Source organism: Streptomyces deserti (genome assembly GCF_054782695.1).
Genome location: NZ_BAAGRZ010000007.1, coordinates 113,811 through 136,656 on the forward strand (window position 1 = coordinate 113,811; position 22,846 = coordinate 136,656).

General features: G+C 72.3%; 14 protein-coding genes and 1 pseudogene. 4 read left to right on the top strand and 11 right to left on the bottom strand.

Translation table 11 applies throughout. The features are described from left to right. Positions 1–2: 2 nt before the first annotated feature. Both ACYVMZ_RS15350 and ACYVMZ_RS15355 read right to left on the bottom strand, forming a co-directional pair. Positions 3–536, bottom strand: a complete 534-nt coding sequence (locus ACYVMZ_RS15350; protein WP_461079773.1) for a DoxX family protein — start codon at positions 534–536, stop codon at positions 3–5. A gap of 386 nt (positions 537–922) precedes the next feature. Beyond that, on the bottom strand, positions 923–1,819 hold the full coding sequence (locus ACYVMZ_RS15355) for a hypothetical protein (protein ID WP_461079775.1): 897 nt from the start codon (positions 1,817–1,819) through the stop codon (positions 923–925). Positions 1,820–2,284: 465 nt separating this feature from the next. Between ACYVMZ_RS15355 and ACYVMZ_RS15360 the strand changes: the two genes are divergently transcribed. Continuing rightward, the gene (locus tag ACYVMZ_RS15360; RefSeq protein ID WP_461079777.1) at positions 2,285–3,178 is read left to right on the top strand and encodes a DUF4429 domain-containing protein; all 894 of its coding nucleotides are present in this window, start codon (positions 2,285–2,287) and stop codon (positions 3,176–3,178) included. On the opposite strand, the gene ACYVMZ_RS15365 is transcribed toward ACYVMZ_RS15360, so the two are convergent. Further along, positions 3,175–3,969, bottom strand: a complete 795-nt coding sequence (locus ACYVMZ_RS15365; protein WP_461079779.1) for a class II aldolase/adducin family protein — start codon at positions 3,967–3,969, stop codon at positions 3,175–3,177. The two genes, ACYVMZ_RS15360 and ACYVMZ_RS15365, sit on opposite strands and share 4 nt — an antisense overlap. 177 nt (positions 3,970–4,146) lie before the next feature. On the opposite strand from ACYVMZ_RS15365, the gene ACYVMZ_RS15370 reads away from it, so the two are divergent. Next, positions 4,147–4,620, top strand: coding sequence for a pyridoxamine 5'-phosphate oxidase family protein (locus tag ACYVMZ_RS15370; RefSeq protein WP_461079781.1), 474 nt, complete (start codon positions 4,147–4,149; stop codon positions 4,618–4,620). A 14-nt stretch (positions 4,621–4,634) separates the two neighbouring features. Here ACYVMZ_RS15370 and guaA read toward each other — a convergent pair whose 3' ends face one another. After that, the gene (gene guaA / locus ACYVMZ_RS15375; protein WP_461079783.1) at positions 4,635–6,215 is read right to left on the bottom strand and encodes a glutamine-hydrolyzing GMP synthase; all 1,581 of its coding nucleotides are present in this window, start codon (positions 6,213–6,215) and stop codon (positions 4,635–4,637) included. Positions 6,216–6,417: 202 nt separating this feature from the next. Between guaA and ACYVMZ_RS15380 the strand changes: the two genes are divergently transcribed. After that, the gene (locus ACYVMZ_RS15380; RefSeq protein WP_461080052.1) at positions 6,418–6,828 is read left to right on the top strand and encodes a chorismate mutase; all 411 of its coding nucleotides are present in this window, start codon (positions 6,418–6,420) and stop codon (positions 6,826–6,828) included. Positions 6,829–7,686: 858 nt separating this feature from the next. Beyond that, positions 7,687–8,730, top strand: a complete 1,044-nt coding sequence (locus tag ACYVMZ_RS15385; protein ID WP_461079785.1) for an LAETG motif-containing sortase-dependent surface protein — start codon at positions 7,687–7,689, stop codon at positions 8,728–8,730. Positions 8,731–8,822: 92 nt separating this feature from the next. On the opposite strand, the gene ACYVMZ_RS15390 is transcribed toward ACYVMZ_RS15385, so the two are convergent. The 7 genes and pseudogenes from ACYVMZ_RS15390 to ACYVMZ_RS15420 all read right to left on the bottom strand — a co-directional run bounded on the left by ACYVMZ_RS15390 (position 8,823) and on the right by ACYVMZ_RS15420 (position 22,799). Then, on the bottom strand, positions 8,823–10,661 hold the full coding sequence (locus tag ACYVMZ_RS15390; RefSeq protein WP_461079787.1) for a GMC family oxidoreductase N-terminal domain-containing protein: 1,839 nt from the start codon (positions 10,659–10,661) through the stop codon (positions 8,823–8,825). Positions 10,662–10,713: 52 nt separating this feature from the next. Further along, positions 10,714–12,357, bottom strand: a complete 1,644-nt coding sequence (locus ACYVMZ_RS15395; protein ID WP_461079789.1) for a succinic semialdehyde dehydrogenase — start codon at positions 12,355–12,357, stop codon at positions 10,714–10,716. 137 nt (positions 12,358–12,494) lie between these two features. After that, entirely contained in the window at positions 12,495–14,357 is a 1,863-nt protein-coding gene (locus ACYVMZ_RS15400; protein WP_461079791.1) for a serine/threonine-protein kinase, read from the bottom strand. A 58-nt stretch (positions 14,358–14,415) separates the two neighbouring features. After that, complete coding sequence (locus tag ACYVMZ_RS15405; protein WP_461079793.1) at positions 14,416–16,062, bottom strand: serine/threonine-protein kinase; 1,647 nt, start codon at positions 16,060–16,062, stop codon at positions 14,416–14,418. A 210-nt stretch (positions 16,063–16,272) separates the two neighbouring features. Then, positions 16,273–17,628: pseudogene (locus ACYVMZ_RS15410) on the bottom strand (serine/threonine-protein kinase); the annotation flags it as partial. 169 nt (positions 17,629–17,797) lie between these two features. Further along, positions 17,798–19,588, bottom strand: coding sequence for a serine/threonine-protein kinase (locus tag ACYVMZ_RS15415; protein WP_461079795.1), 1,791 nt, complete (start codon positions 19,586–19,588; stop codon positions 17,798–17,800). 289 nt (positions 19,589–19,877) lie between these two features. Continuing rightward, a complete protein-coding gene (locus ACYVMZ_RS15420) occupies positions 19,878–22,799 on the bottom strand; it encodes a protein kinase (RefSeq protein WP_461079797.1) in 2,922 nt (973 codons plus the stop codon). Positions 22,800–22,846: the final 47 nt, after the last annotated feature.

Genomic DNA, 22,846 nt, shown 5'->3' on the forward strand with positions numbered 1-22,846 from the left:
GCCTACCGATAACCCCCCGACCGCTGCCGTCGCCGCGCTCGCAAGGCGGCGTCCACGGAGAGCAGGGAGGCACCCGCCAGGACGAGGGGGATCCAGGCCATGAGGTAGGCGAGGTCGTTGCCGTAGTAGTACGGGTCGGAGGCCCAGCTCACGGTCAGCCAGAGGCTGAGCGAGATCAGCGCACCACCGAGCGCGGCCAGGCGGGCGAACAGACCGAGCAGGGTGCCGATGCCGACGGCCACTTCTCCGATGGCGATGACGTAGGCGAAGCCGACAGGGTTCTCCAGGGCGAGGTCGACGAGGGCCGGGATGGCGGAGGAGTCCCGGACGGCGCGCATCGTGTCGCCGATCGACCCGGAACCGGCGTCCTTCATGAAGGCGCTGTCGGTGAGCTTGACCAGTCCTGCGTAAATGAAGGTGACGCCCAGGAAAACACGCAGGGGAAGCAGGGCGTAGCGAGTGGCGGTGTCCCGCCAGTCGCGGCCGTCGTCGTGGTGGTGGGGGGTGTACGTGTCCGTCCGCATACTGTGAGTCATCGCTGCCAGCCGCCTCTCACCCGCCGTGCCGAGACCCCCTCAAGAGACAATACGTACGACAAAAAGGCTCGGCTCAATCCTGAACGGCCCGCTTTTCCGACAGATGCGTGCTGACCGCTTCCCGGGGACCCGGCGCTGTGGCTGCGGCAGGGGGTCGCAACCGCGCTACGGGGGTGCCGCCGCGCCCACCCTCTCCCAAGCTCTCGGCTTCGCTCGAGCAGGGGACCCCATCACCCCAGCGGCACGACTGATCCCGCCGCTGAGCGGCTACGGCGTGACTGGCCCGGCGCGGCCCCGACCCACAACGCAGGAGCAGGCGCTACACCAGCCACCACCCCACCCGCACTGGCCGCTGAAGGCCTCCCACACCACCGCCGGAGGCCCCCTCACTCCGTCACATCGATCACATACCGATTCGTCTCCACCCCCGCCGCCATCACCACCTGCACCGCCACCCGCCCCGGCTCCACATCCGCCGGCACCGGCACCCTCAGCAAGGTGTCCGTCGGGTTGTCGAAGCCGCCGGGCACCGGGACCAGCGGGACGTGGGCGTTCACCGTGCCGATGCGGACGACCATCCGGGACAGCCGGTCGGCCCCCTGCGCCCCCGGCGGCACGAATCCGGCGCCCCGGATCTCGATGTCGTCGCCCGTGCGGATCGGCGCGTCCAGGTCGCCGATCTCCCGCGCCCGCACCACGGACAGAATCACCGGCCGCCCACCCTCCGCGTACTTCCCGGCGAGATACGTCGCCGCCGACACCAGCACCACCACCGCGTAGGCGACGAACAACACCCAGGCCGCCGCCACCGCCCGGGACGTGGACAGGCGGTTGTCCTCGCCGATGACCGGCGCCAGCGCCCCGCCACGCGCCCGGTGGAACCACGACGCCGCGGTCAGCGCGGCGGCGACCACCACCGCCGCCAGCAGCCCGGCGGTGCGTGCCGCCGTCCAGCCCGCGCCGATCGCGGTGAGCGACTGCACCACCAGCAGCAGCACGACCAGCGCCCACACGACACCCGCCGTACGGCGCCACAGGTGTGCCAGCCATGCCTCGCCCTCGGCCCGCCCACGTTCGGCGACGACTGCGGCGGACTGCGTCAGCTCCTCGGAGATCCACTGGCGGGAGGCCGAGGCCGAGTGGGCCACCGCGGCCGGCACCCCCTGCCCGGCCGCGAACTCCTCGCGTTTGCGCAGGAACGCGGCGACCGCCCGCCGATGCCCCTCACGCGCCCCGTGCGGACAGTCCCCACAGGTGCAGCCACCTTGATGCACAGTCCCCACCCCACTCCCGTACGAACCGCCGAGCGCACCCCCGCAACCACCACTCCCCGGCGCACCACCAACGGCACTCCGTTGCCCACTCCCCAGAGCACTCCCCCGCCCACCCCCGAGAGCACTCCCCGGCGCACTCCCCAAGGCACTCCCCGGCACACCACCATGCGCGCCCCCGCGCACACCCGCCCCCGTCCCCGCACCCCCACCCGCTCCCGAGCCCGAACCCGAATCCGCCCCGCCCTGTCTCGCCTCCTGCGCTGCCACGCCCGACGCCCGCCTTCCCCACGACCAGAACAACCGGCAACAGCCCCACGGAAACCGTGGCCCCCACCGCCGTACACCGACGGCTACGACAACTCCCGTGCGACGACAGCGAATTGTGCCCTACACCACGCGTTCCACGTCTGCCACGTCTGGTCAGCACGGGTGAAGTCCGGCGTGCCGTGTTGACCCGGCTGCGAGAATTCCCTTATGGCCGAGATCATCCAGCGCGACGGGACCTGGGCCTTCGACGGCAGCACGGTCCGGATCACGCCGGGCCTGCACCGCTCCGTGGCGTTGTTCCGGCAGACGTACGGGGAGGTCGCCGTGCCCCTCGAGGCCGTCTCGGGCATCGTCTTCGAGCCCGAACGCAAGCGCGGACGGCTCCGACTGCGGCTGCGCGAGGGCGCCGACCCGCTGCTCCAGGCGACCGGCGGCCGGTTGCCGGACGCGGCGGACCCGTACCGGCTGGCGGTGGACCTCGACCGGGCCGGAGTCGCCGAGTACGTCGCCGAGGAGATCCGTCGTGCCCTGCTCCTCGACCAGGTTCCCAAGGAGCCCACGAAGGCGTACCTGTTGGCCGGCCCGCCGGTCCCGGTCTCGGTCCGTTCCTCCGACGGCACGGTCTCCTTCGACGGCACTCAGGTGCGGATCGACTGGGCCGACACCTCCGATCGGGTGAAACGCGCCACGGGCCCGCGGATCATCAACATCGGCGACCTCGTCCAGGTCGAGTGGCTGCCCAACTCCAGCTACGAGGACGGCTTCCTGCGGTTCGTCACCCGCGAGACGGTGTACTCCAAACTGCCGCCGGAGAAGGACCCGTACGCCCTCGACCTGTGGGGCAGCGCCCGCCGCGACCTGCTCACCGCGCTCGTCGCGACCGCGGTCACCGCCCGGCTGCCGCACCCGTCCTCCCGGACCGCCGTCGACGCCGGCGAGTCTCCCGGCCGGCCCCGCCTGACGTCCGCCGTCCCGTCCCCGGCCGACCATCACGACGTACTCCTGCGCCGGCTGCGCGAGTTGGGCCAGCTCCACCGGGAAGGGGTGCTCACGGACGAGGAGTTCGCAATGACGAAGGCGGTCGTCCTGCGCGGCTTCTAGCTCAGCAGGTCCGGCTCGCTGCGGCTGATGTCCTGCCACATCGGCTGGTAGTTGATCCATGCCACCAGGTCCCCGCCCACCTGTTCCCGGGTCGCCACCGCCATCCGGTGGTCGATCAGGACCGGCCGGCCCGCCGCCTTCGCCGTCAGCTGCACCTGGCAGGACCGCTCCATCGACACGAACCACCAGGCCGCCGCGTCCACCGAGTCGCCGACCGTCAGCAGCCCGTGGTTGCGCAGCACGAGCGCCTTGCGGGAGCCGAGCGCGGCGGCGATGCGCCGCCCCTCGTCGGCGTCGACGGCTACACCGGTGTAGGTGTCGTACAGCGCGTGATCCTCGTAGAAGGCGCAGCTCTCCTGGGTGATCGGGTCCAGCAGGTCCCCCAGCGCCGACAGGGCCCGGCCGTGCACGGAGTGGCAGTGGGCGACGGCGACCACGTCGGGGCGGGCGGCGTGCACCTGGGCGTGCACGGTGAACGCCGCCTGGTTGACGTGGTAGCGGCCGTCGACGACCTGCCCGTCCGAGTTGGCGAGCACCAGGTCACTCACGGTGACGTACCGGAACGGCATCCCGAACGGGTTGACCCAGAAGCAGTCGGTGAACTCGGGGTCGCGTGCGGTGATGTGTCCCGAGACGCCGTCCTCGAAGCCGAGCCGCCCGAAGATCCGCAGCGCGCCCGCGAGCCGCTCCCTGCGGTGCCGGCGCTCGTCCTCGACCGACTCGTGCATCGGCGGCATCGCGAACTGCAGCCGGTCGGTGGGCAGCGGCAGGGGCGGGGTGGGCCCGTGCATAGGTCCTCCAGCACTGGTTGCGGTACGGGGCGGAAGTTACCGTCGGTCAGCCGCGGAGGACAGGGCTCTTCTGTAAAGAAGAGGGACGGGAGGGAAAGTGCAGCCCTCCGGGTGACGCGTGGGTCATCCACCGAAACCCGACAGAGGATGTCGGATATCAGCGGCAGACTCTGGCGTATGACAGCGAACTGGGCAGCTTTCGCGACCGCCGAACCCGACCTGGCGAAGACCATCGAGGAACGCTTCGGCGCGTACACCCACCACGTCCTCGCCACCCTCCGCAAGGACGGCTCGCCGCGCACCACCGGGCTGGAGGTCCGTTTCCTGGACGGCGAGCTGTGGCTCGGCATGATGCCGAACTCGCTCAAGGCGCTGGACCTGCGCCGCGACCCGCGCTTCGCGCTCCAGGCGAACCCCGGGGAGGGCCAGTCCATGGGCGGCGGCGACGTCCGGATCAGCGGACGGGCGATCGAGGTCGAGGACGCCGGGACGAAGGCCAGGTACACGAAAGAGGTGGAACCGCCGGAGCCGTTCCACCTCTTCCGCACCGAGCTGACGGAGGTCGTCCGGACCTACGTCGAGAACGACACGTACCTGGTCGTCCAGGTCTGGAAGCCCGGAGAGCCGGTGCGCACGCTCAAGCGGACCTGAGCGTCAGGACAGGCTCACTCCCACTCGATCGTCCCCGGCGGCTTGCTCGTCACGTCGAGGACGACCCGGTTGACGTCCTTGACCTCGTTGGTGATCCGGGTGGAGATCCGGGCGAGGACGTCGTACGGCAGCCGCGACCAGTCGGCCGTCATGGCGTCCTCGGACGACACCGGGCGCAGGACGATCGGGTGGCCGTAGGTCCGGCCGTCGCCCTGGACGCCGACGGACCGCACGTCCGCGAGCAGGACCACCGGGCACTGCCAGATGTCACGGTCGAGGCCGGCCGCCGTGAGCTCCTCGCGGGCGATGGCGTCGGCCTCGCGGAGCAGGTCGAGCCGCTCCTTGGTCACCTCACCGACGATACGGATGCCGAGGCCGGGGCCCGGGAACGGCTGGCGCTGGACGATCTCCTCCGGCAGGCCGAGCTCCTGGCCGACCATGCGGACCTCGTCCTTGAACAGCTTGCGCAGCGGCTCGATCAGCTTGAACTCGAGGTCCTCGGGGAGCCCGCCGACGTTGTGGTGGGACTTGATGTTGGCCGTGCCCGTACCGCCACCGGACTCGACCACGTCCGGGTAGAGGGTGCCCTGGACCAGGAACTCGACCGCCGGGCCCTCGTCCGCGATGATCTCGGCCTGGGCCTGCTCGAACACCCGGATGAACTCGCGGCCGATGATCTTCCGCTTCTCCTCGGGGTCGGTGACCCCGGCGAGCGCCTTGAGGAATCGCTCCTCGGCGTCCACGACCTTCAGCTGCACACCGGTCGCGGCCACGAAGTCCTTCTCGACCTGCTCGGTCTCGCCCTTGCGCATCAGGCCGTGGTCGACGTACACGCAGGTCAGCTGGGAGCCGATGGCCTTCTGGACGAGGGCGGCGGCCACGGCGGAGTCCACACCGCCGGACAGACCGCAGATCGCGCGCTTGTCGCCGACCTGCTCGCGGATCGCGGCGACCTGCTCCTCGATCACACTGCCGGTGGTCCAGGACGGGGTGAGGCCCGCGCCCCGGTACAGGAAGTGCTCCAGCACCTGCTGCCCGTGCGTGGAGTGCATCACCTCGGGGTGGTACTGGACGCCGTACAGCTTCTTGTCGTCGTTCTCGAACGCGGCGACCGGGACGACGTCCGTGGAGGCCGTGACGGTGAACCCCTCGGGAGCGGCGGAGCAGGCGTCGCCGTGTGACATCCACACCGCCTGCTCGGCCGGGGTGCCCTCGAAGAGGGTGGAGGACGACTTGGAGACGTGCAGCTCCGTACGGCCGTACTCACGGGCGCCGGTGTTGTCCACCGTCCCACCCAGGCTCTGGGCCATGAGCTGGAAGCCGTAGCACATGCCGAAGACGGGGACACCGGCCTCGAAGAGCGCGCGGTCGACGGTCGGGGCGCCCTCCTCGTACACCGACGAGGGACCGCCGGACAGGATGATCGCCGCCGGGTTCCTGGCGAGCATCTCCTCGACCGGCGTGGTGCTCGGCACGATCTCGCTGTAGACCCGGGCCTCACGGACGCGACGGGCGATGAGCTGGGCATACTGCGCGCCGAAGTCGACGACCAGGACGGTGTCGGCGGCGGTGGCAGCGGGGGTCGCTGATGACACGGGGTGCCTTCCGGCGGTTGGGCGGGGGCTTGTGCCCACCGATTCTACCGAGGTGGAGGTGGGAGACGTCCCGGGCCGGGACCAGACCCCCGTCTCACCATGCGAACCGTGTTGGACGTCACCCGCCCCCACGGCATACTGAACCCCATGCTCACGCACCAGACCTTCCTCTTTACCTATGGCATCCGGCCCGCCGGCTGCCATGGTCGTGCTGCTTGAGCAACTGACAAGCGACTTCCCAGGCGCCCCGGGCCGACAAGGTCCGGGGCGCCTGGCGTTTCCGAATCCTGACGCTCCGGGGCACTCACCCCCATCCGATGAGGAGCCCCGCATGACCACCCTCGACGTGACCGGCGCACGCACCCCTGAGGCCGCCGACGTGATCACCGGCGCCCGGGAGCGCATCGACGCGCTCGACGACCGGATCATCGGCCTGATCCAGGAACGCATGGCCGTCTCCGCCGTCATCCAGGAGGCCCGGATCACCTCCGGCGGCCGCCGTGTGAACCTCTCCCGCGAGATGGAGATCCTCGGCCACTACCGGGAGGCGCTGGGCAAGCCGGGCACGGCCCTCGCGATGACCCTGCTGGAGCTGTGCCGCGGGAAGGTCTGAATCCGCGTTCCTGGCACAGACGCGTTCCTGACGCGGACGCGTTCCTGGCTCGGACGCGATTCTGGCGCCAACGCCTTTCTGGCGCAGACGCGTTCCCGGTACAGCAGACGCGTTCCCGGTACAGACGTACGCATCCGCCCTTACCCGTACGGCGCGTGACCGTGCCGGGGGCCGTTTCGTTGGTCCCGGTGTCCGTGCCAGCCAGGGGCGGGCCCGAAAAGAACCACGCGTGGCTCGCTGGAGCGATGAGACGTACGGATCGTGCCGTACGTCGTGGGACCTCGCTCCAGGGAAGTGACCGGACGGCAGGGGACAGCAGCCCGGTCACCAAGAGAACGGTCGGCTCCGGGGACGCCCGGGGCCGACCGGCGGAAATGGTCCAAGTTCAGGTCAAACGGTTGCGGAGGCCGCGCCCATCCAGCACGATGCGTAGAAAGCACGAGTGCCAGAGGTCGAGACCAGTCCAGACCAGTCGCGCCCCGTACAACCGGGGCGCCGCCCCAGGGCATCCGAGTCCAGCGGCGCAACCCCCCGGCGCCGCTCCCCAGGCACCGACGCTGCCCTGACGTCGGTGCTGACGAGAAGAAGGGCCCCGCGGCTCCGCCTCGCGGGGCCCTTCGCACGTCCGCGTACGGCCACACCGCACCGCCCTCCTTCACCAGCCGGACTTCGGCGTGTACGCAGGCCACATAAGACGTGACGCAGGCCACATAAGAATTCTGTGAATGCCGGGGCAACCATTCACACCTGTCGCGAATCAAACACGCAGAACCAAGGGCCCCACCGCACCCCACAGGCGGAGGCCTCCCCCATCTCGTACTGCGTCCGGCGCAGTACGCCGGACTTCCTGAGGTCTTCATGAAGCTTCGCCGTGCCATGGCAGCCGCGGCGGCGACCGCCGTCATAGCGCCGCTCGCCCTGCTGTCCGCGCCCGCCGCCTTCGCGACGGACCCGACGGGGACGACAGAGACGTCGTCGGCGCCCCCGACCGACACGGTCAGCACGACTCCGGCCGCGCCCCCCACCGACACGACGGCGACGCCGACCGACACGGCCACCGCCACGCCGACCGGCACGGATGTGCCGACCAGCACGCCGACGAACTCGTCGCCCACCGCGTCTGCCACGGAGACCGCGACGGACGAGCCCGAGCCCACCAAGTCCGCCGAGCCGAGCGAGGACCCGGTGGACCCCGAGGTCCCGTACTGCGAGGAACTGGACGAGGACTTCGGTGACGCCAAGGTGTCCGCGGACATCAAGGGCCTGCCGGGCAAGATCGTCGCGGGTGACGGGTACCACAACTTCAAGCTTGTCGTCACCAACGAGTCGGACACCGATGTCAAGGGCGTCGCGTTCTACGCCGAGGTCGAGAACTACGAGCTCGAGGACGAGTCCAAGTTCCTGAGCCCGTACGTCGACCTGGAGTTCAAGAACCCGCAGACCGGTTCCTGGGACGAGATCCGGGACCCGAACGGCTACGCCGGTGACTACTTCTTCTACATGGAGGAGCTGAAGTCGAAGGCCGGCAAGACCGTCGACCTGCGCGTCAGCATCGACGCGAAGGCCCCGGCCGGCGACGCCTACTCCTTCGGCTCCGGCGCCTACCTCGACAACGTCAACGGCCAGGACTGCGTGGCCGAGGGCTGGGCCTGGTACGACTTCCAGGTCCTGAAGGCCGGCTCCACCAACCCCGACCCGGGCACGGCCGAGCAGAGCGACGGCGACAAGGGCTCGGTGAAGAAACCGCAGGGTGACGTCTCCGAGCTGCCGACCGGCAACCTCGCCGAGACCGGCTCCAGCTCCGCCCTGCCGGTGATCGGCCTCGTCGGCGGTGTCGCCGTCGTCGCCGGTGCGGGTGCGGTGTTCATGGTGCGTCGGCGCAAGGCCGGTGTGGAGGCGTAACGCGTAGCGCGTAGCGCCAAGAGAGGGACCTGGGCTCGGAGGGGGGCACAGGTCCCTTTCTTGTGCCCGCCGGGGCTTGGGCCGGCGGCCGGCTACTGCTTCGGCGGAACCGCCGGCATCCCCAGGAACGGCAGCCGCAGCGCGCCGAACGCGTTCGCCGGGACCGCCGGGGACTTCGGCTCGACCGGCTGGAGGCGTTCGTACGCCGCGCCCTGGAGCGGGCGCGGGTCGGTCTCGCCCTTGTTGGGCCAGTACGACATCGCCCGCTCGGCCTGGGCGGTGATGGTCAGGGACGGGTTCACGCCCAGGTTCGCGGAGACCGCGGCGCCGTCGACGACGGAGATGCCGGGGTGGCCGTACAGCCGGTGGTACGGGTCGATCACGCCCGTCTCGCGGGAGGCGCCGATCGGGCAGCCGCCGAGGAAGTGGGCCGTGAGCGGGGTGCCCATCAGCTCGCCGATGTTCGAACCGGCGAAGCCGTTGATCTCGGCGGCCAGCGCGGAGGCGCCCTCGGTGGCGGCCTTGATCTGCTTGGGGTTGGGGGCGCCGTGTCCCTGGCGGGCGGTGAGCAGGCCCCGGCCCACGCCCTTCGGCTTCAGGTACGTCGTCAGGGAGTTGTCCAGCGACTGCATCACCAACCCGATGATGGTCCGCTCCGACCAGCGGCGGTTGGACAGGGAGCGCAGCACCAGCAAGGGGTGTTTCGCCGCGTGGGCCAGGAAGCCCAGGACCCGGGCCGTGCCCGAGCCGCTCTTGGCGTACGGCACCTGGAGGATCGACAGGCTGCCCATCGAGTTGGAGCCCCTGCCGTAGCGGACCGGCTCGATGTGGGTGTAGGCGTCCGGGTGGATGGAGGAGGTGATGGCGACTCCCCGCGTGAAGTCCACCTTCGGCGCGCCGGTGGCCTTCCGGTAGCGGCGGTCGTCCGTCTGCGCGCCCACCAGCGCCTCGGAGTTGGTACGGGTCGATTCGCCGAGTCGGTCGGAGATGTACGGCAGTTGCCCGCCCGTCTTCATGCGGTGCAGCAGCGTCTGCGTGCCGTACGTGCCGGCGGCCAGGACGACCTGGCGGGCCGTGTAGGTGCGTCCCTTCGCCTTGCGGCGGCCGTCGGTCGGGAGCGTGGCGACGGCGTATCCGCGCCGCGAGTCCTCGGTGACCGACACGACCGTCGTCATGGGGTGGACGACCGCGCCCGCCTTCTCGGCGAGGTACAGGTAGTTCTCGTTGAGGGTGTTCTTCGCGCCGTGCCGGCAGCCCGTCATGCACTCGCCGCACTCGGCGCAGGCTCGCCGGGCCGGGCCCGCCCCGCCGAAGTACGGGTCGGGCACCTGCTGGCCCGGCTTCGCCGTCACCGTCCCGTCGGCGTCCTTGCCGTCGCCGAAGAACACACCGACCGGTGCGAGGTGGAAGGTGTCCCCGCAGCCCATCCGTTCGGCCGCCGCCTTCAGGTGCACGTCGGACGGGGTCATGGTCGGGTTGATCCGTACGCCGAGCATGCGCCGTGCCTGGTCGTAGTACGGCTTCAGCTCCTCCTGCCAGTCGGTGATGTCCCGCCACTGCGGGTCCTCGAAGAAGGGCTTCGGCGGTACGTAGAGGGTGTTGGCGTAGTTGAGGGAGCCGCCGCCGACGCCCGCGCCCGCCAGGACCATGACGTTGCCGAGCAGGTGGATGCGCTGGATGCCGTACATGCCGAGTTTCGGCGCCCACAGGTAGTTCTTCAGGTCCCAGGAGTTCTTGGGGAGGGTTTCGCGGGTGAAGCGGCGGCCGGCTTCCAGGACGCCGACGCGGTAGCCCTTCTCGGTCAGGCGCAGGGCCGAGACCGAGCCGCCGAAGCCGGAACCGACCACGATCACGTCGTAGTCGTAACCGTCCTCGTAACCGTCCTCGTAACCGTTGTCGTCCTGTTTTTGGACAGTCTTCTCCTGTGACACGTGCTCTCCTCGTTGAGAACGGGTGCGGCCGGGCGTCCTCGGCTCCGGCGTTCTAGCGGAAACGAAGCACCTTCATCAGGCGCAGGCTGCGGCTCATGAACTGCGCGTACTGCTCGTCGTCCATGCCGAGCGACGGGGCCATCGGCAGCAGCCGCTGGTGGGCGACGGTCTGGGCCTCGGTGTACTTGAGGATGCCCTCGGAGCCGTGCCGGCGGCCGAGGCCGGAGTCCTTCATACCGCCCATCGGCGACTGGACGCTGCCGTACGCGGGCGCGTACCCCTCGTTGATGTTCACGGTGCCCGTGCGCAGGCGGGCGGCGACCTCGCGGCCGCGGCGGGCGTTCTTCGTCCAGACCGACGAGTTCAGGCCGTACGGTGTGGCGTTGGCGCGTTCGACGGCCTCGTCCTCGCTCTTGAAGCGGTAGACCGACACGACCGGGCCGAAGGTCTCCTCCGTGCAGACCGCCATGGGCTCGGTCACGCCGTCCAGGATGGTCGGCTCGTAGAAGTACGGGCCGACGTCCGGGCGGGCCGTCCCGCCGGCGACGACCTTCGCGCCCTGGGCGACGGCCTCCTCCACATGCCGCTTGACGGTCTCCAGCTGGCGTTCGCCGACGAGGGAGCCCATGTCGGCGCCGTAGGCGAGGGAGGTACCGAGCCGTAGGGCCTTGGTACGGGCGGCGAAGCGGTCCAGGAAGGCGTCCGCGACGGACTCGTGGACGTACAACCGCTCGATCGAGATGCACAGTTGGCCCGCGGACGAGAAACACGCGCGGACGGCGCCCGCTGCGGCCTTCTCGATGTCGGCGTCCTCCAGGACCAGCATGGCGTTCTTGCCGCCGAGTTCGAGGGAGACGCCGACCAGGCGGGCGGCGGCCCCCTGGGCGACCTCGCGGCCGGTGCGGGTGGAGCCGGTGAAGGAGACGTAGTCGGCGTGCCGGACGACCTCGGGGCCGACGACCGGTCCGTCGCCGAGGACGACCTGGAAGACATCGGCGGGCAGCCCGGCCTCGATGAGGAGGTCACGGGCCCACAGGGCGGTCAGGCAGGTCTCGGTGTCGGGCTTCATCACCACGGCGTTGCCCGCGACGAAGGCGGGCAGCGCGTCGCCGACGGACAGCTCCAGGGGGTAGTTCCAGGGGGCTATCTGGCCGACCACCCCGCGCGGGTGGCGCAGTTCGGTGGCCTTGGTGAGGACCGGGACAGCGCCGGTGTGCCGCTTGGGCCGGAGATAGGCGGCCGCCTTACGACCGTAGTGGCGGGCGGCGACCGCGACGGCCTGGACCTCCTCGTGGGCGTGCAGGCGGGCCTTGCCGGTCTCCAGCTGGATCAGGTCGAGCACCTCGGCCTGGCGTTCCAGCACCAGGTCGTGGAAGCGGAGCAGGACGGCGGCGCGCTGCCGTACGGGCGTCCGCGCCCACACGGCCTGGGCGGTACGGGCCGCCTCGAAGGCCTTCGCCACGTCCTCGGGCGTCGACTCGGGGAGGTCGGCCAGCTTCTCACCGGTGAACGGCGTGTGGTTGGCGGTCCGGCCCGAGCCGACGACACCCTTGGTGAGCTGGGCGACCAGCTCGGGGGTGACCACGTCGGCGGCGGTGCGGGCGCCCGCCGGGGCGGGGGCGATGGGGTTCGTGCCGGTCTTTGCCGTGCCGGTCATTGCCGTGCCGGTCTTCTCCGGGGCCTGCGCGTCCGTCATGAGCCGCAGGGTATGCGGCGGCGGGGGCTTTGGGTACCCGTCGGTAACGCGGCTTCACCGACTGCACACACCACGCCAGTGGACACTGGCAACGAATGCGCTGATCAGGGCGTTGTACGGCAAAACCTGATGCTGATTCAGTCCTTCACGATCCGGAGCCGGTCGCGGGCGCCCCTGAACACGGCCGTGCCGTGCTTCTCCTGCGGAGTGCCCTTGGGCATGTCGACGCGCAGTTCGTACATGCGGCTGTCGTCGGTGCGGATCATCAGTTCCATGACGCGGGTGGGGGCGTCGTCCAGGTCGTACGTCGTGTCGGCGATGACGGCCTCGTATCCCTGGACGCTGGTGCGCGTGTACTGGGTCCGGGCGTCCCCCTTGTAGCTGTCCCACGTCCGGTGCGCCTCCTGGGCCTGGCCCATCGGGGAGCGGGGTGCCCTGTCCCACTGGGTGAGGCGGACGTGGACGGCGTCCTTGGCGTAGATCACGATGCGGGGCTGGTAGGAGGCGCTGCCCTGCCGGGCGAACTTCGTGTACCGGCTCGGGACGGAGAGGACGGCGTTCATGTCCTTCTCCTGGTGGGTGGTCCAGGCGTCGGTGCGGGTTGGGGTGGGGCTGGGGGCGTGCCTGGTGGCAGTGGTGGTGGGGGTGGAGGTCGCGCGGGCGGTCTGTTCGGCGGCTGTTCGGCTGTCGAGGTCTCCGAGGAAGGCGGCGGAGGATATGCCGCCGAGGAGGAGAAGCGCGCCCAGGAGGGCGAGGGGGGCGGGGCGGAGCAGGCGGTGGGGGCGGGGGGTCGGGGTGGGCGGAGTAGAGGTAGAGGTCGTGGAGGTGGCGGAGGTCGTGGAGGTGGCGGAGGTCGTGGAGGTGGCGAGTGCGGGCTCGGTCTCCGGCTCGGACAGGCAGCTGGGGCGGGCCTCCTCCGGCTCATCGCGTGCCTCTGCCGGGGAGTTGGCGGGCTCGGCGGGGATGGCGGGTTCAGCGGGCCCGGCGTCGGCAGGCCCGGCGGATTCGGCACGCTCAGCGGGTCCGGTGGTCGACCCTCCCAGCCAGACCGTCCCCGTGTCGTCCGCGAACCCCCGTATGAGCGACGCGTCCTGGGCCTCCGCCAGGGCCGCCCCCTCCGGCTCCGGCCACCGGACGGTCAGCCGGTCCAGGGCATCGGCGACCTCCTTCGCGTCCGGACGCTGCTCGGGGTCCTTCGCCAGCAGACGTCCGATCAGCGGGCCGAGGGGGCCGGCCTGTTTCGGCTCGGGCGGGTCGGCCGCGAGGATCGCGGCGAGCGTGGACTCCGGTGTCGTACGGCGGAACGGGGACCAGCCCTCGACGGCGGCGTACAGCAGTACGCCCAGGGACCACAGGTCGGAGGCCGGTCCGGCGGTCCGCCCCGACATCCGCTCGGGGGCGACGAACTCCAGCGAGCCGATGAACTCGCCGCTGGCGGTGAGGGATTCCTCGCCCTGGATGTGGGCGACGCCGAAGTCGGTGAGGACGACGCGGTCGTGCGGGCCGAGCAGGACGTTGGCGGGCTTCACGTCGCGGTGCACGATGCCGACGGAGTGCGCGGCGCGCAGGGCGCCGAGGACGGCGCGGCCGATGCGGGCGGCCTCCCGCGCCTCCAGCGGGCCGCGCTGGAGCACCTCGTGCAGGGACTCGCCGCGCACCAACTCCATGACGATCCAAGGGAGTCCGTCCAGCGCGTCCACTGCGGCCACCCCGTCCGGGCTCTCCGTCTCGACGACGACGTCGTGGATGGCGACGGCGGAGGGATGGTCGACGCGGGCGGCGGCGCGGGCCTCGCGGTAGAGCCGGTGGGCAGCCCGCCGGTGGCTCTCGTCCTCGGGGTGACCGGGCAGCCTCGGTTGCTTGACGGCGACTTCACGGTCCACGCGCTCGTCGAGGGCCCGCCAGACCGTGCCCATTCCGCCGGAGCCGATGCGCTCGATCAGCCGGTACCGCCCACCGACCAGCCGACCGTCGCGCTGATGTTCGCCGCCCTCACTCATGCCTCATGAGTACCGTGCGGGGCGGCTCCTTGTCGACGCGGGCCTCGGCCGGGACGGTTCAGAGCTTGCCGATCTCCCAGTTGGCGAACGCCGTTCTCGCGATCTCCCGGCCCTCCTCGGTGAAGTGGCCCTTGCCCGGGTAGTCGATCCAGAGCCGGTACATGTCGCCGTTGCCCGCGCGGTAGTACAGGACCCTGGCCTCTCGTACGCGCGCCTCCATGCCGGTGCTCGTGTAGACGACGGTGTTCTCGGCGGCCTCGCGGTCCTTCCAGGTGGTCGCCTTCGGGTCGCCCTTGGGGGCGGGGTCGCCGGCGACGTCCCAGCTGTACTCACCGTCCTTGAGCATCGTCCACTCTTCGAAGGCCCTGGCCGGCGCGGACTCCGGGATCTTGTTGTCCTTGTCCTCCGCCTTGATGTCGCGGTCGACGCTGATCCGCACGGCCCCGCTCGGGTCGACGAAGCTCACGATCGTCCCGTTCGAGTCGCTGGTGGGCTCCTGCTTCACGAAGCCGGCGGGCACGCCGATGCTGGAGCCGACCCTCGCGCCGAGATCTCGCTTCTTCCATCCCTCCGGCAACGGCCCCGCGAACGGCTCGGCGATCACCAGGTACGCCGTCACCGCCGCCGCCACGACCGCCGCGCCGAGCCCGATCCATGCCGTGCGGCCGAACCGGCCGCCCCGGCCGCCCCCGCCGTCGGGACCGGCGACCGTCACGACCTGGGTGGGCTGCGGGGCCGGCGGGTGCGCGGCCGCCTCGAGCAGGGCGCGGACCTGGGCGGCGTTCGGGCGGCGCGCGGGGTCCTTCTGCAGCAGGCCGGTGATGGCCTCGGCGAGGGGGCCGTGCGCGGAGGCGGGCGGTGCGGGCGTGGCGTTGAGGACGGACTGGAGGGTGGCGGGGGTGTTGCTGCGGCGGAACGGGGAGACGCCCTCCGTCACCGCGTACAGCACCACGCCGAGGGACCACAGGTCGCTGGCCGGGCCCGGGCGCTGGCCGAGCACCCGCTCCGGCGCGATGTACTCGGGGGAGCCGACGAAGCCGCCGGTGTCGGTCAGGTTCGTCTCGCCCTCGATCTGGGCGATGCCGAAGTCGGTGAGGACGACCCGGTCGTGGCGGCCGAGCAGGACGTTGTCCGGCTTCACGTCCCGGTGCAGGATGCCCGCCGCGTGCGCGGCCTCCAGCGCGCCCAGCACCTCCAGGCCGATCCGGGCCGCCTCGCGCGCGCCGAGCGTGCCCTCCTGGAGGGCGTCGCCGAGCGAACGTCCCTGCACCAGCTCCATCACGATCCACGGCTGGCCGTCCACGACCGCGACGTCGTGGACGTTGACCACCGCCGGGTGGCCGAGCCGGGCCGCGGCGCGTGCCTCGCGGCGCATCCGCTCGAAGGCGTTGGCACGTTCTCGTTCGGGAAGATGGTCCGAGACGCGGGGCTCCTTGACGGCGACCTCGCGGTCCACCGTCTCGTCCTTGGCCCGCCAGACCGTGCCCATGCCGCCGTGCCCGAGCTTGGCGATCAGCCGGTACCGGCCGGCGATGAGCCGCCCGGCGCCGGGGTCCTGAGGAGGCCCGGGCGCGGCGTGCGCCACCTGGGTGGGCGCGGCGTACGGGTTGCCCGGGTGTGGCGCCCGCACCGGTGGATTCGGTGGTTGCAGAGCGAAACTCGTCGGCTCGTCGGCCCCGTGTCGGGCTCCCCCGTTGTTGCTCATGGGTTCATCCATATCGCGCCAAGCGCTTGCGTATCCACTGTGACGGCGTTCCGGTCACAGAGCCGTGACGCGTGGTGAGGCTTATCTCCCGTTTGGGGACGTGCTTGCGAACGTGCCGACCGCGACGTCGAAGTACTCCTTCGCCTCCCGCGCCTTCCCGACCGGTGCCGACACCCACACGTCGTATCAGCCCGAGGGCGCGTGGTGGCCCGAGGGCGTGGCGGAGCGGGTCACGGCGGCCGGGGAGGGCGTGTGGGTCACGGTGACGGTCGAGGTGGGGGCAGGAGTGCTGCGGGCGGGTGTGCTGGAGGTGGGAGCGGTGCCGGTCGGGGGTGTCTCCGGCGCCGAACTCGCCGGCGTACCACCGCCGTCGCCGCCCCGGTCCATGAGGAGTGCCGCCGCGGACACGCCCGCTCCGGCCATCGCGGCGACCAGCGCCGCGGCCACGAGCACGCCCCGCGCGGACTGCCGGGCGGGGTTCTCCGCGGTGGGCGCCGACATCTGCCAGTGATCCACGCCCGGCCGCATGGGCGGCTGTCGGCCGACGGCGTCCTGCGGCATCGAGGACTGCGCGGACAGCGGGGACAGCGGGGACAGCGGGGACAGCGGGGACTGCGGGGACAGCGGGAACTGCGCACCGGCGGCGTCCCGCTGTGCCGACAGCCCCCGGCGGGGCACCTCCCGTTCCGTCGGCACGTACCCGGGCGGCGGCACAGGGGGCGTGCGGCCCGTTTCGCGGAAGGCCCGCAGCATGCGCTCCGCCGCGTCCGCGCCCAGCCGCCGGTCCGGATCGCGCTCCAGCAGACCGCGCACGACGGGCAGCAGCGGCCCGGCCTGTGCGGGTGGCCGGATCTCGCCGACCACGACCGCGTGCAGGACACCGCCCAACGAGTCCCGGTGGAACGGCGTTTCACCGCTGAGGGCCGCGCACAGCAGCGCGCCCAGCGACCACAGGTCGGACTCGGGCCCGGTCCGGGCGCCGGACATCCGCTCGGGTGCGGTGTACTCGGGCGAGCCCACGAAGGAACCGGTCTCGGTGAGCGTGGTGGCCCCCGCGACCTGGGCGATGCCGAAGTCGGTGAGGACGACCCGGTCGGTGCCCGCCTCCAGCAGGACGTTCGCGGGCTTGAGGTCGCGGTGCAGGACGCCGGCCGCGTGCGCGGTGCGCAGCGCGCCGAGCAGGGCGATGCCGATGCGGGCGGCCTCGGCGGCGTCGACGGGGCCGCGTGTGGCGATACGGTCGGCGAGCGAGCCGCCGTCGATCAACTCCATGACGATGTAGGGGCGTTCGTCGCCCCCGTCGTCCACCACGACGTCATGGACGACGATGATGTGCGGATGGTGCAGCTGGGCGACCGCGCGGGCCTCGCGCAGCGTACGGTCCCGCTGGCGCCGGGCCTCGTCCGCGGAGAGCGTCTCGTCGACGGGGAGCTCCTTGACGGCCACCTGGCGGCCGAGCAGCTGGTCGGTCGCCCGCCACACCACGCCCATGCCGCCACGCCCGAGCCTCGCCTCCAGACGGTAACGGCCCGCGATGACACGGACGTTGTCCCCCTCGGTCGCCATACGGCCATCATGCCGCACCGGACGGATCGGCTCCGGGGCGCCGGCGGGCGGGTGGCCGAAACCAACGGCTCGCCGTCAGGGCCGTCCCGTCAGGCTGACCGCCGTCCCATCAGGGCTGACCGCCGTCCCGTCAGGGCGGACCGGGGCCCTCGGCGGAAGGGCCCGCCCGTCAGGGCGTCTTCTCCAGCCAGCCCTGCAGAACCGACGTGAACTGCTTGCGCGTCTGCGGCCAGTCCTTCGCGGGCGACGACATGTAGATCGCGTACTCGGTGCCGTCGCGGGCGATGTACGTCTCCTCGACCGCGCGGCGCGGACCGGGGAAGGGCGTGTCCTTCGCCTGCGCGATCCACGTGTACTCCCAGCGGGCGCCGCCGCGGTCGCGGTAGATGTTCCGCTTCAGCGTCACCCGCTTGTAGTCGACCAGCCGCTGAAGCTGCTGCTCCAGGTCGAGTTGGTGGGCGTACGGGTCGGCGAAGTCGGGTGAGGCGTCGACGGCGATCCGGACGAAGTGCCGGCCGCCGTCGGGCGTGTAGTCGACCTGCTGGAGGCCGCCCACGCCGCCGTGGACCTTCCGTTTCCAGCCCTTGGGCAGGTAGAGGCTGAAACCCGCGGGGTCGTCGTAGCGGACCCAGCCGGCCGGAGCGGGCCCCTCCGCCCCCTGCGTCTGCGTGGGCTCCGGCGCGGCGGAGGCGCCGTTGTCCCGCTGCCTGCCCTCGCCCCACTCCTGCAGCGCGACGGCGGTGCCCCCGCCGATGAGCGCGGCGAGAACGACGACGAGGGCGAGCGATCGCAGACGCCGCCGCTTCGGCGGGTCGGTGAGCGAGTGCTGCCCGTGCCGCGACCTCGTCGGATCGGTCCCGGAAGGGTGCGCCTGCCCCATCGCCGTCGGACCGGTGGCCGAAGGGTGTGCCTGCCCCGCCGCCGTCCGACCGGTCGCCGCGGCGCCGGCCATCGGGGTGCCGGTCACCGATGTGCCGGCTGACGGGGTGCCGGTCATCGTGCCGGCCGCCGGAGTACCGGTCATCGGCGAGTACGGCGTCGGCGTGGTGGCGGCCGTCCCCGGCCCGGCGTGGGCAGAGCCGGAGTGAACGGCCCGGTGGGCGCCTCCGTACTGCGTGGGCACGTACGCCTGCGCCGTGCTGGGCCGTCGCCCCTCCGCCGCCTCGGCGAGCATCTGCTCGGCCTCGGCCGCGCCCGGCCGACTGGCCGGAGCCTTGCGCAGCAGCGCGGTGATGACGGGCGCGAGCGGGCCGGCGTGGCGCGGCTCGTCGGCCTCCTCCTCAACCACCGCCTGCATGGTGGTCAGCGGTGTGGTGCGGCGGAACGGCGACCTGCCCTCCACCGCCGTGTACAGCGTCGCGCCGAGCGCCCACAGGTCGGCGGCGGGGCCTGGGTCGTGGCCGCGGACGCGCTCGGGCGCGAGGTAGTCGACCGAGCCGACGACCTCTCCCGTGCGCGTGATGGTCGTGTCGCCCTCGATCTGCGCGATGCCGAAGTCGGTGAGCAGGACCCGGCCGTCACGGCCCAGGAGGACGTTGCCGGGCTTGACGTCGCGGTGCAGGACGCCGGCGGTGTGCGCGGCACGCAGCGCGCGCAGCACCCACAGGCCGATGCGCGCCGCCTCCCGTGGCTCCACGCGCTGCTGCTCCTTGACGGCGTCGGCCAGCGAGCGGCCCTCGACGAGCTCCATCACGATCCACGGCCGGCCGTCGTGCTCGAGTACGTCGTGCACGGTGACGACGGCGGAGTGGTTGATCCGCGCCGCCGCGCGCGCCTCCGCCCGGGTGCGCGCCAGCAGGACGGCCTGCTCGCTCTCCGACACGTAGAGCGCGGCGGTCAGCTCCTTGATCGCGACGGTCCGGTGCAGCACCTCGTCATGCGCACGCCACACGCGGCCCATGCCACCGCTGCCGATGGGGTCGGCGAGCCGGTAGCGGCCCGCGACGAGCAGGCCCTGCATCTGATTCACGTTGCCCCGCAATGGTCTTGACAGGGTCAGAGTAAGGACCCGCCCGCGTCCAGGGAACACGCGGGGTGCCAAGGAGACCGCACTGTGACGGTTGTCGCTATCCGGGGCTCGGGGGAACCAGGAGGTGAACGCCGACGTACGGCCCCGCGTGCGGAGTTGCCGATTCACGCGTCATGATCGGTCCGCTCCACAAGCGTGATCAATCCGCTCTGCGGGCGTGACGGTCCGCTCTGCGGGCGCGATCAGTCCGTACGGGCGTGATCGGTCCGTACGGGCGTGATCAGTCCGTCGCTCGATACGTCGCCGCCGCCTGCTCGTACAGGCGTGTCACCTGGTCGCGTTCGGCCTCCGGGCCACGGACCTGCACCACGTGGTAGCGCCCGTCGATCAGGATCGCGAGGTTGCGCACGTACAGCTCGCCCCCGTCGTCGCCGGTCCAGGTGAACTGGCCCTCGGCCATGGACCGCCCGCCCACCTCGATCGTCTTCAACCCGGAGGAGGTGGCCCAGCTGGAGTCGCGGTACGGCTGCAGCTCGCGCTCCTTCTCCCGCTGGTACGTCATGGGGTCGCTGCCGTACTCCTCCGCACTGTCCCGGCCCGGTACGACGATGAGCTCGAAGTCGCCCTTGGAGTAGACGACCTGGCCGCTGCCGTTCTGGGGCGTGCGCTGCCAGCCCTCGGCGACCGCGATCTGGAAGCCCTCGGAGTCCTTGCGCAGGGTGAAGCCGTCGGCGATCTCGGGGCCCGTGGTCTGCGTCTCGGCGGAACCGGCCGACTCCTCGGGGCTGTCCGCGTTGTTCCCCGGCTTCGGGGAAGTCTGGTCGGTCCGGGGCTCGCTGCTGGCGTCCGGCCCGGGCGCCTGGCTCACCTCACCCGCGGCACCGGTCCGCTCCGGGGCGCCCGCGCCGCCGGTGTCGCTGTCGGCCTTCGGCATGAAGAGCACGGCGTACGCGATCGCCGCGGCCATGGCGAGCAGGACCAGCAGAAGCATGTTCCGGCCGAGGCGACGCGGCGAACGGCTCTCCTGCCTGGCCCGTTTGTGCCGACCGTGGTGCGCGGGCAGCCCGGCGCGCCGCCTGCGCACCAGCTCGCCCCGGCGGCGTACGACCGGCAGCCGGCTCGCATCCACGGGCGGTGCGGCGACGACGTGCACCCCGGCCTCCGGCTCGGGCGCCGAGCGCACCAGCGACCGCAGCCAGCCACGCAGCTCCTCGTAGTCGAGGCGCTCGGTGGGGTCCTGACGCAGCAGCGACTCCACGACCGGCCTGAGCGGCCCGCACTCCTCGGCGAAGGCGGGCGGCTCCGCGCACACCATCTGCACCAGCTCGGCCGTCGACTCCTCCGGGTACGGCGCATGCCCCTGTACGGCGCGGAAGAGCAGCGCGCCGAGCGCCCACAGGTCGGTCGCCGGCCCGATCGGCGCGGCCAACTGCCAGTTCTCGTGCACGGGCCCGGCCTGCTCAGGTGCCCACCGCTCGGTCACGGGCCCCACCACCGCCATCCGCGCCTGCCGCGCCCGCTCGGCGGCCAGCGCGGTGGTCGGACCGCGGCGGACCGGGGTGTGGGCGACCAGGTCGTCCCAGCGGGTGGCAGGTGTGACTTCGTGGGTGCGGGACGCGCCTTCGTGGGTGGGAGGTGCGCCTGCGTGGGTGGGGGACGCGCCTTCGTGGGTGCGGGGTGCGCCTTCGTGGGTGGGAGGTGCGCCTGCGTGGGTGGGGGTCGTGCCCGGGCCTGATGCGGTGCCGGAGCCGGGCATGCCGACGGTGGGCGTGGCGCCCGAGCCGGGCAGGGCGCCGGGCACCGTCCCGCCGGGCGGGGTCTCGGTGCCGCAGTCGGCGGGCGGAAGCGCCGTACGGTCCGGTCCGCCGGGCCCGTTGCCGCCGGCCGGCGGCGCACCGCCGGTTCCGGGGCGGGGGGCGGCTCCGTGCCAGGCGGCGCCGCCCACGCCGTAGGGGTCGGCGATCTGGCCGGGAGAGGCGGTACCGGGCGCCGTGCCCTGCCCGGGGACGTACGGCGGCTGCGCCGCGCCGTTGCCGTGGTGCGTGGAGCCGCCGCTGTCGGGGGCGGGCCGAGCGCCGGGCAGTGCCGCCCGCCCGTTCTGCTGCGCCTCCTGGACCCGGGCAGCGGCCCGGGCCCCCGCCCGGTACGCCGCGATCGCCCCGGCACGCGCGGCCCGGATGTCCCCACTGGCGTCCATGGCCCGGCGGGCCAGGGCGGCCGACGACCCGTTGGCCGTGTCCGCTCCGCCCCCCGGCAGCCCTCCGGCCGCACGCGCCTCGATGGCGGCCCGCCGCGCGGCCTCGGGATCGGCGACCCCGCCCGGGCCCGCGGCCCCGCCAACGCCACCACCGGTGCCACCGGCCGGGCCAGGCCGCCCGAACGCGGCGCCGCCGCGCGAGCCACCGGCCCCACCGAAACCTGCACCACGAGCTCCGCCGAAACCGCCCGGGCCTTCAGAACCACCCGCGCCGCCAAAACCGCCGGAACTCCCGGAACCCCCCGCCCCGATCGCCCCCCGCGGCTCACCGAACCCGCCGGCGCCCCCGTCCTCCGGCCCGTGCCCCTGCTCCTCCGGGTCCGGCACCGGGTCGTACCCGCACAGCGCCTCCTCCGCCGCCCCGACCGCCAGGCCGGTCAGCATCACGCGGCCGTCGTCGCAGACGAGCACCGTGCGCGCGGTGATGTTGCGGTGCACCCAGCCATGGGCGTGCAGTACCCGCAGTGCCATGAGGACGTCGGAGGCGACCTCGGCCGCCCGGTACGGCGTCAGCGGCTTCTCGGCGAGCAGCGCCGCCAGTGGCCGTGCGGCCACCAACTCACTGACGATCCACAGGGAACCACCCTCGGCGAACACGTCGAAGACCTGGTCGAGCCGCGGATGGTCGGGAATACGGGCCGCGGCCTGCGCGGCCTCGACGGCGCGCCGTACGACCGGATCGGTGGGCCGCCGGGCACCCGCGCGCGCACCCGCGCGCCCGCCGGCACGCCGCGCACCGCCGTCCCGCGCCGTGAAACCGTCGGGCAGCCCCTCCGCGTCGAGCACCTCCGCCTCGACGACCTCCGGCAACGGCACCTGCCTGACCAGGACTTCCTGCCCGCTGTAGGTGTCGAAGGCCCGGGTCTCGGTGAGTTCGTACTCGTCTGACGGCGGCAGCGGCAGGCGGTAGCGGTCGGCGAGTACCCGACCCGCATAGTCGTCCACGTTGCCTCCCCCGGCAGCCCGGTCGGTCAATTCCGTTCGCCCTGCGT

What these genes read in the sequence shown, in the direction of transcription:
- ACYVMZ_RS15380 (WP_461080052.1), top strand. Translation starts at nt 6,418, where the DNA reads ATGGTCGTGCTGCTTGAGCAACTGACAAGCGACTTCCCAGGCGCCCCG.
- ACYVMZ_RS15400 (WP_461079791.1), bottom strand. Translation starts at nt 14,357, where the DNA reads ATGAGTGAGGGCGGCGAACATCAGCGCGACGGTCGGCTGGTCGGTGGG.
- ACYVMZ_RS15395 (WP_461079789.1), bottom strand. Translation starts at nt 12,357, where the DNA reads ATGACGGACGCGCAGGCCCCGGAGAAGACCGGCACGGCAATGACCGGC.
- ACYVMZ_RS15405 (WP_461079793.1), bottom strand. Translation starts at nt 16,062, where the DNA reads ATGAGCAACAACGGGGGAGCCCGACACGGGGCCGACGAGCCGACGAGT.
- ACYVMZ_RS15415 (WP_461079795.1), bottom strand. Translation starts at nt 19,588, where the DNA reads ATGCAGGGCCTGCTCGTCGCGGGCCGCTACCGGCTCGCCGACCCCATC.
- ACYVMZ_RS15360 (WP_461079777.1), top strand. Translation starts at nt 2,285, where the DNA reads ATGGCCGAGATCATCCAGCGCGACGGGACCTGGGCCTTCGACGGCAGC.
- ACYVMZ_RS15385 (WP_461079785.1), top strand. Translation starts at nt 7,687, where the DNA reads ATGAAGCTTCGCCGTGCCATGGCAGCCGCGGCGGCGACCGCCGTCATA.
- ACYVMZ_RS15350 (WP_461079773.1), bottom strand. Translation starts at nt 536, where the DNA reads ATGACTCACAGTATGCGGACGGACACGTACACCCCCCACCACCACGAC.
- ACYVMZ_RS15370 (WP_461079781.1), top strand. Translation starts at nt 4,147, where the DNA reads ATGACAGCGAACTGGGCAGCTTTCGCGACCGCCGAACCCGACCTGGCG.
- ACYVMZ_RS15365 (WP_461079779.1), bottom strand. Translation starts at nt 3,969, where the DNA reads ATGCACGGGCCCACCCCGCCCCTGCCGCTGCCCACCGACCGGCTGCAG.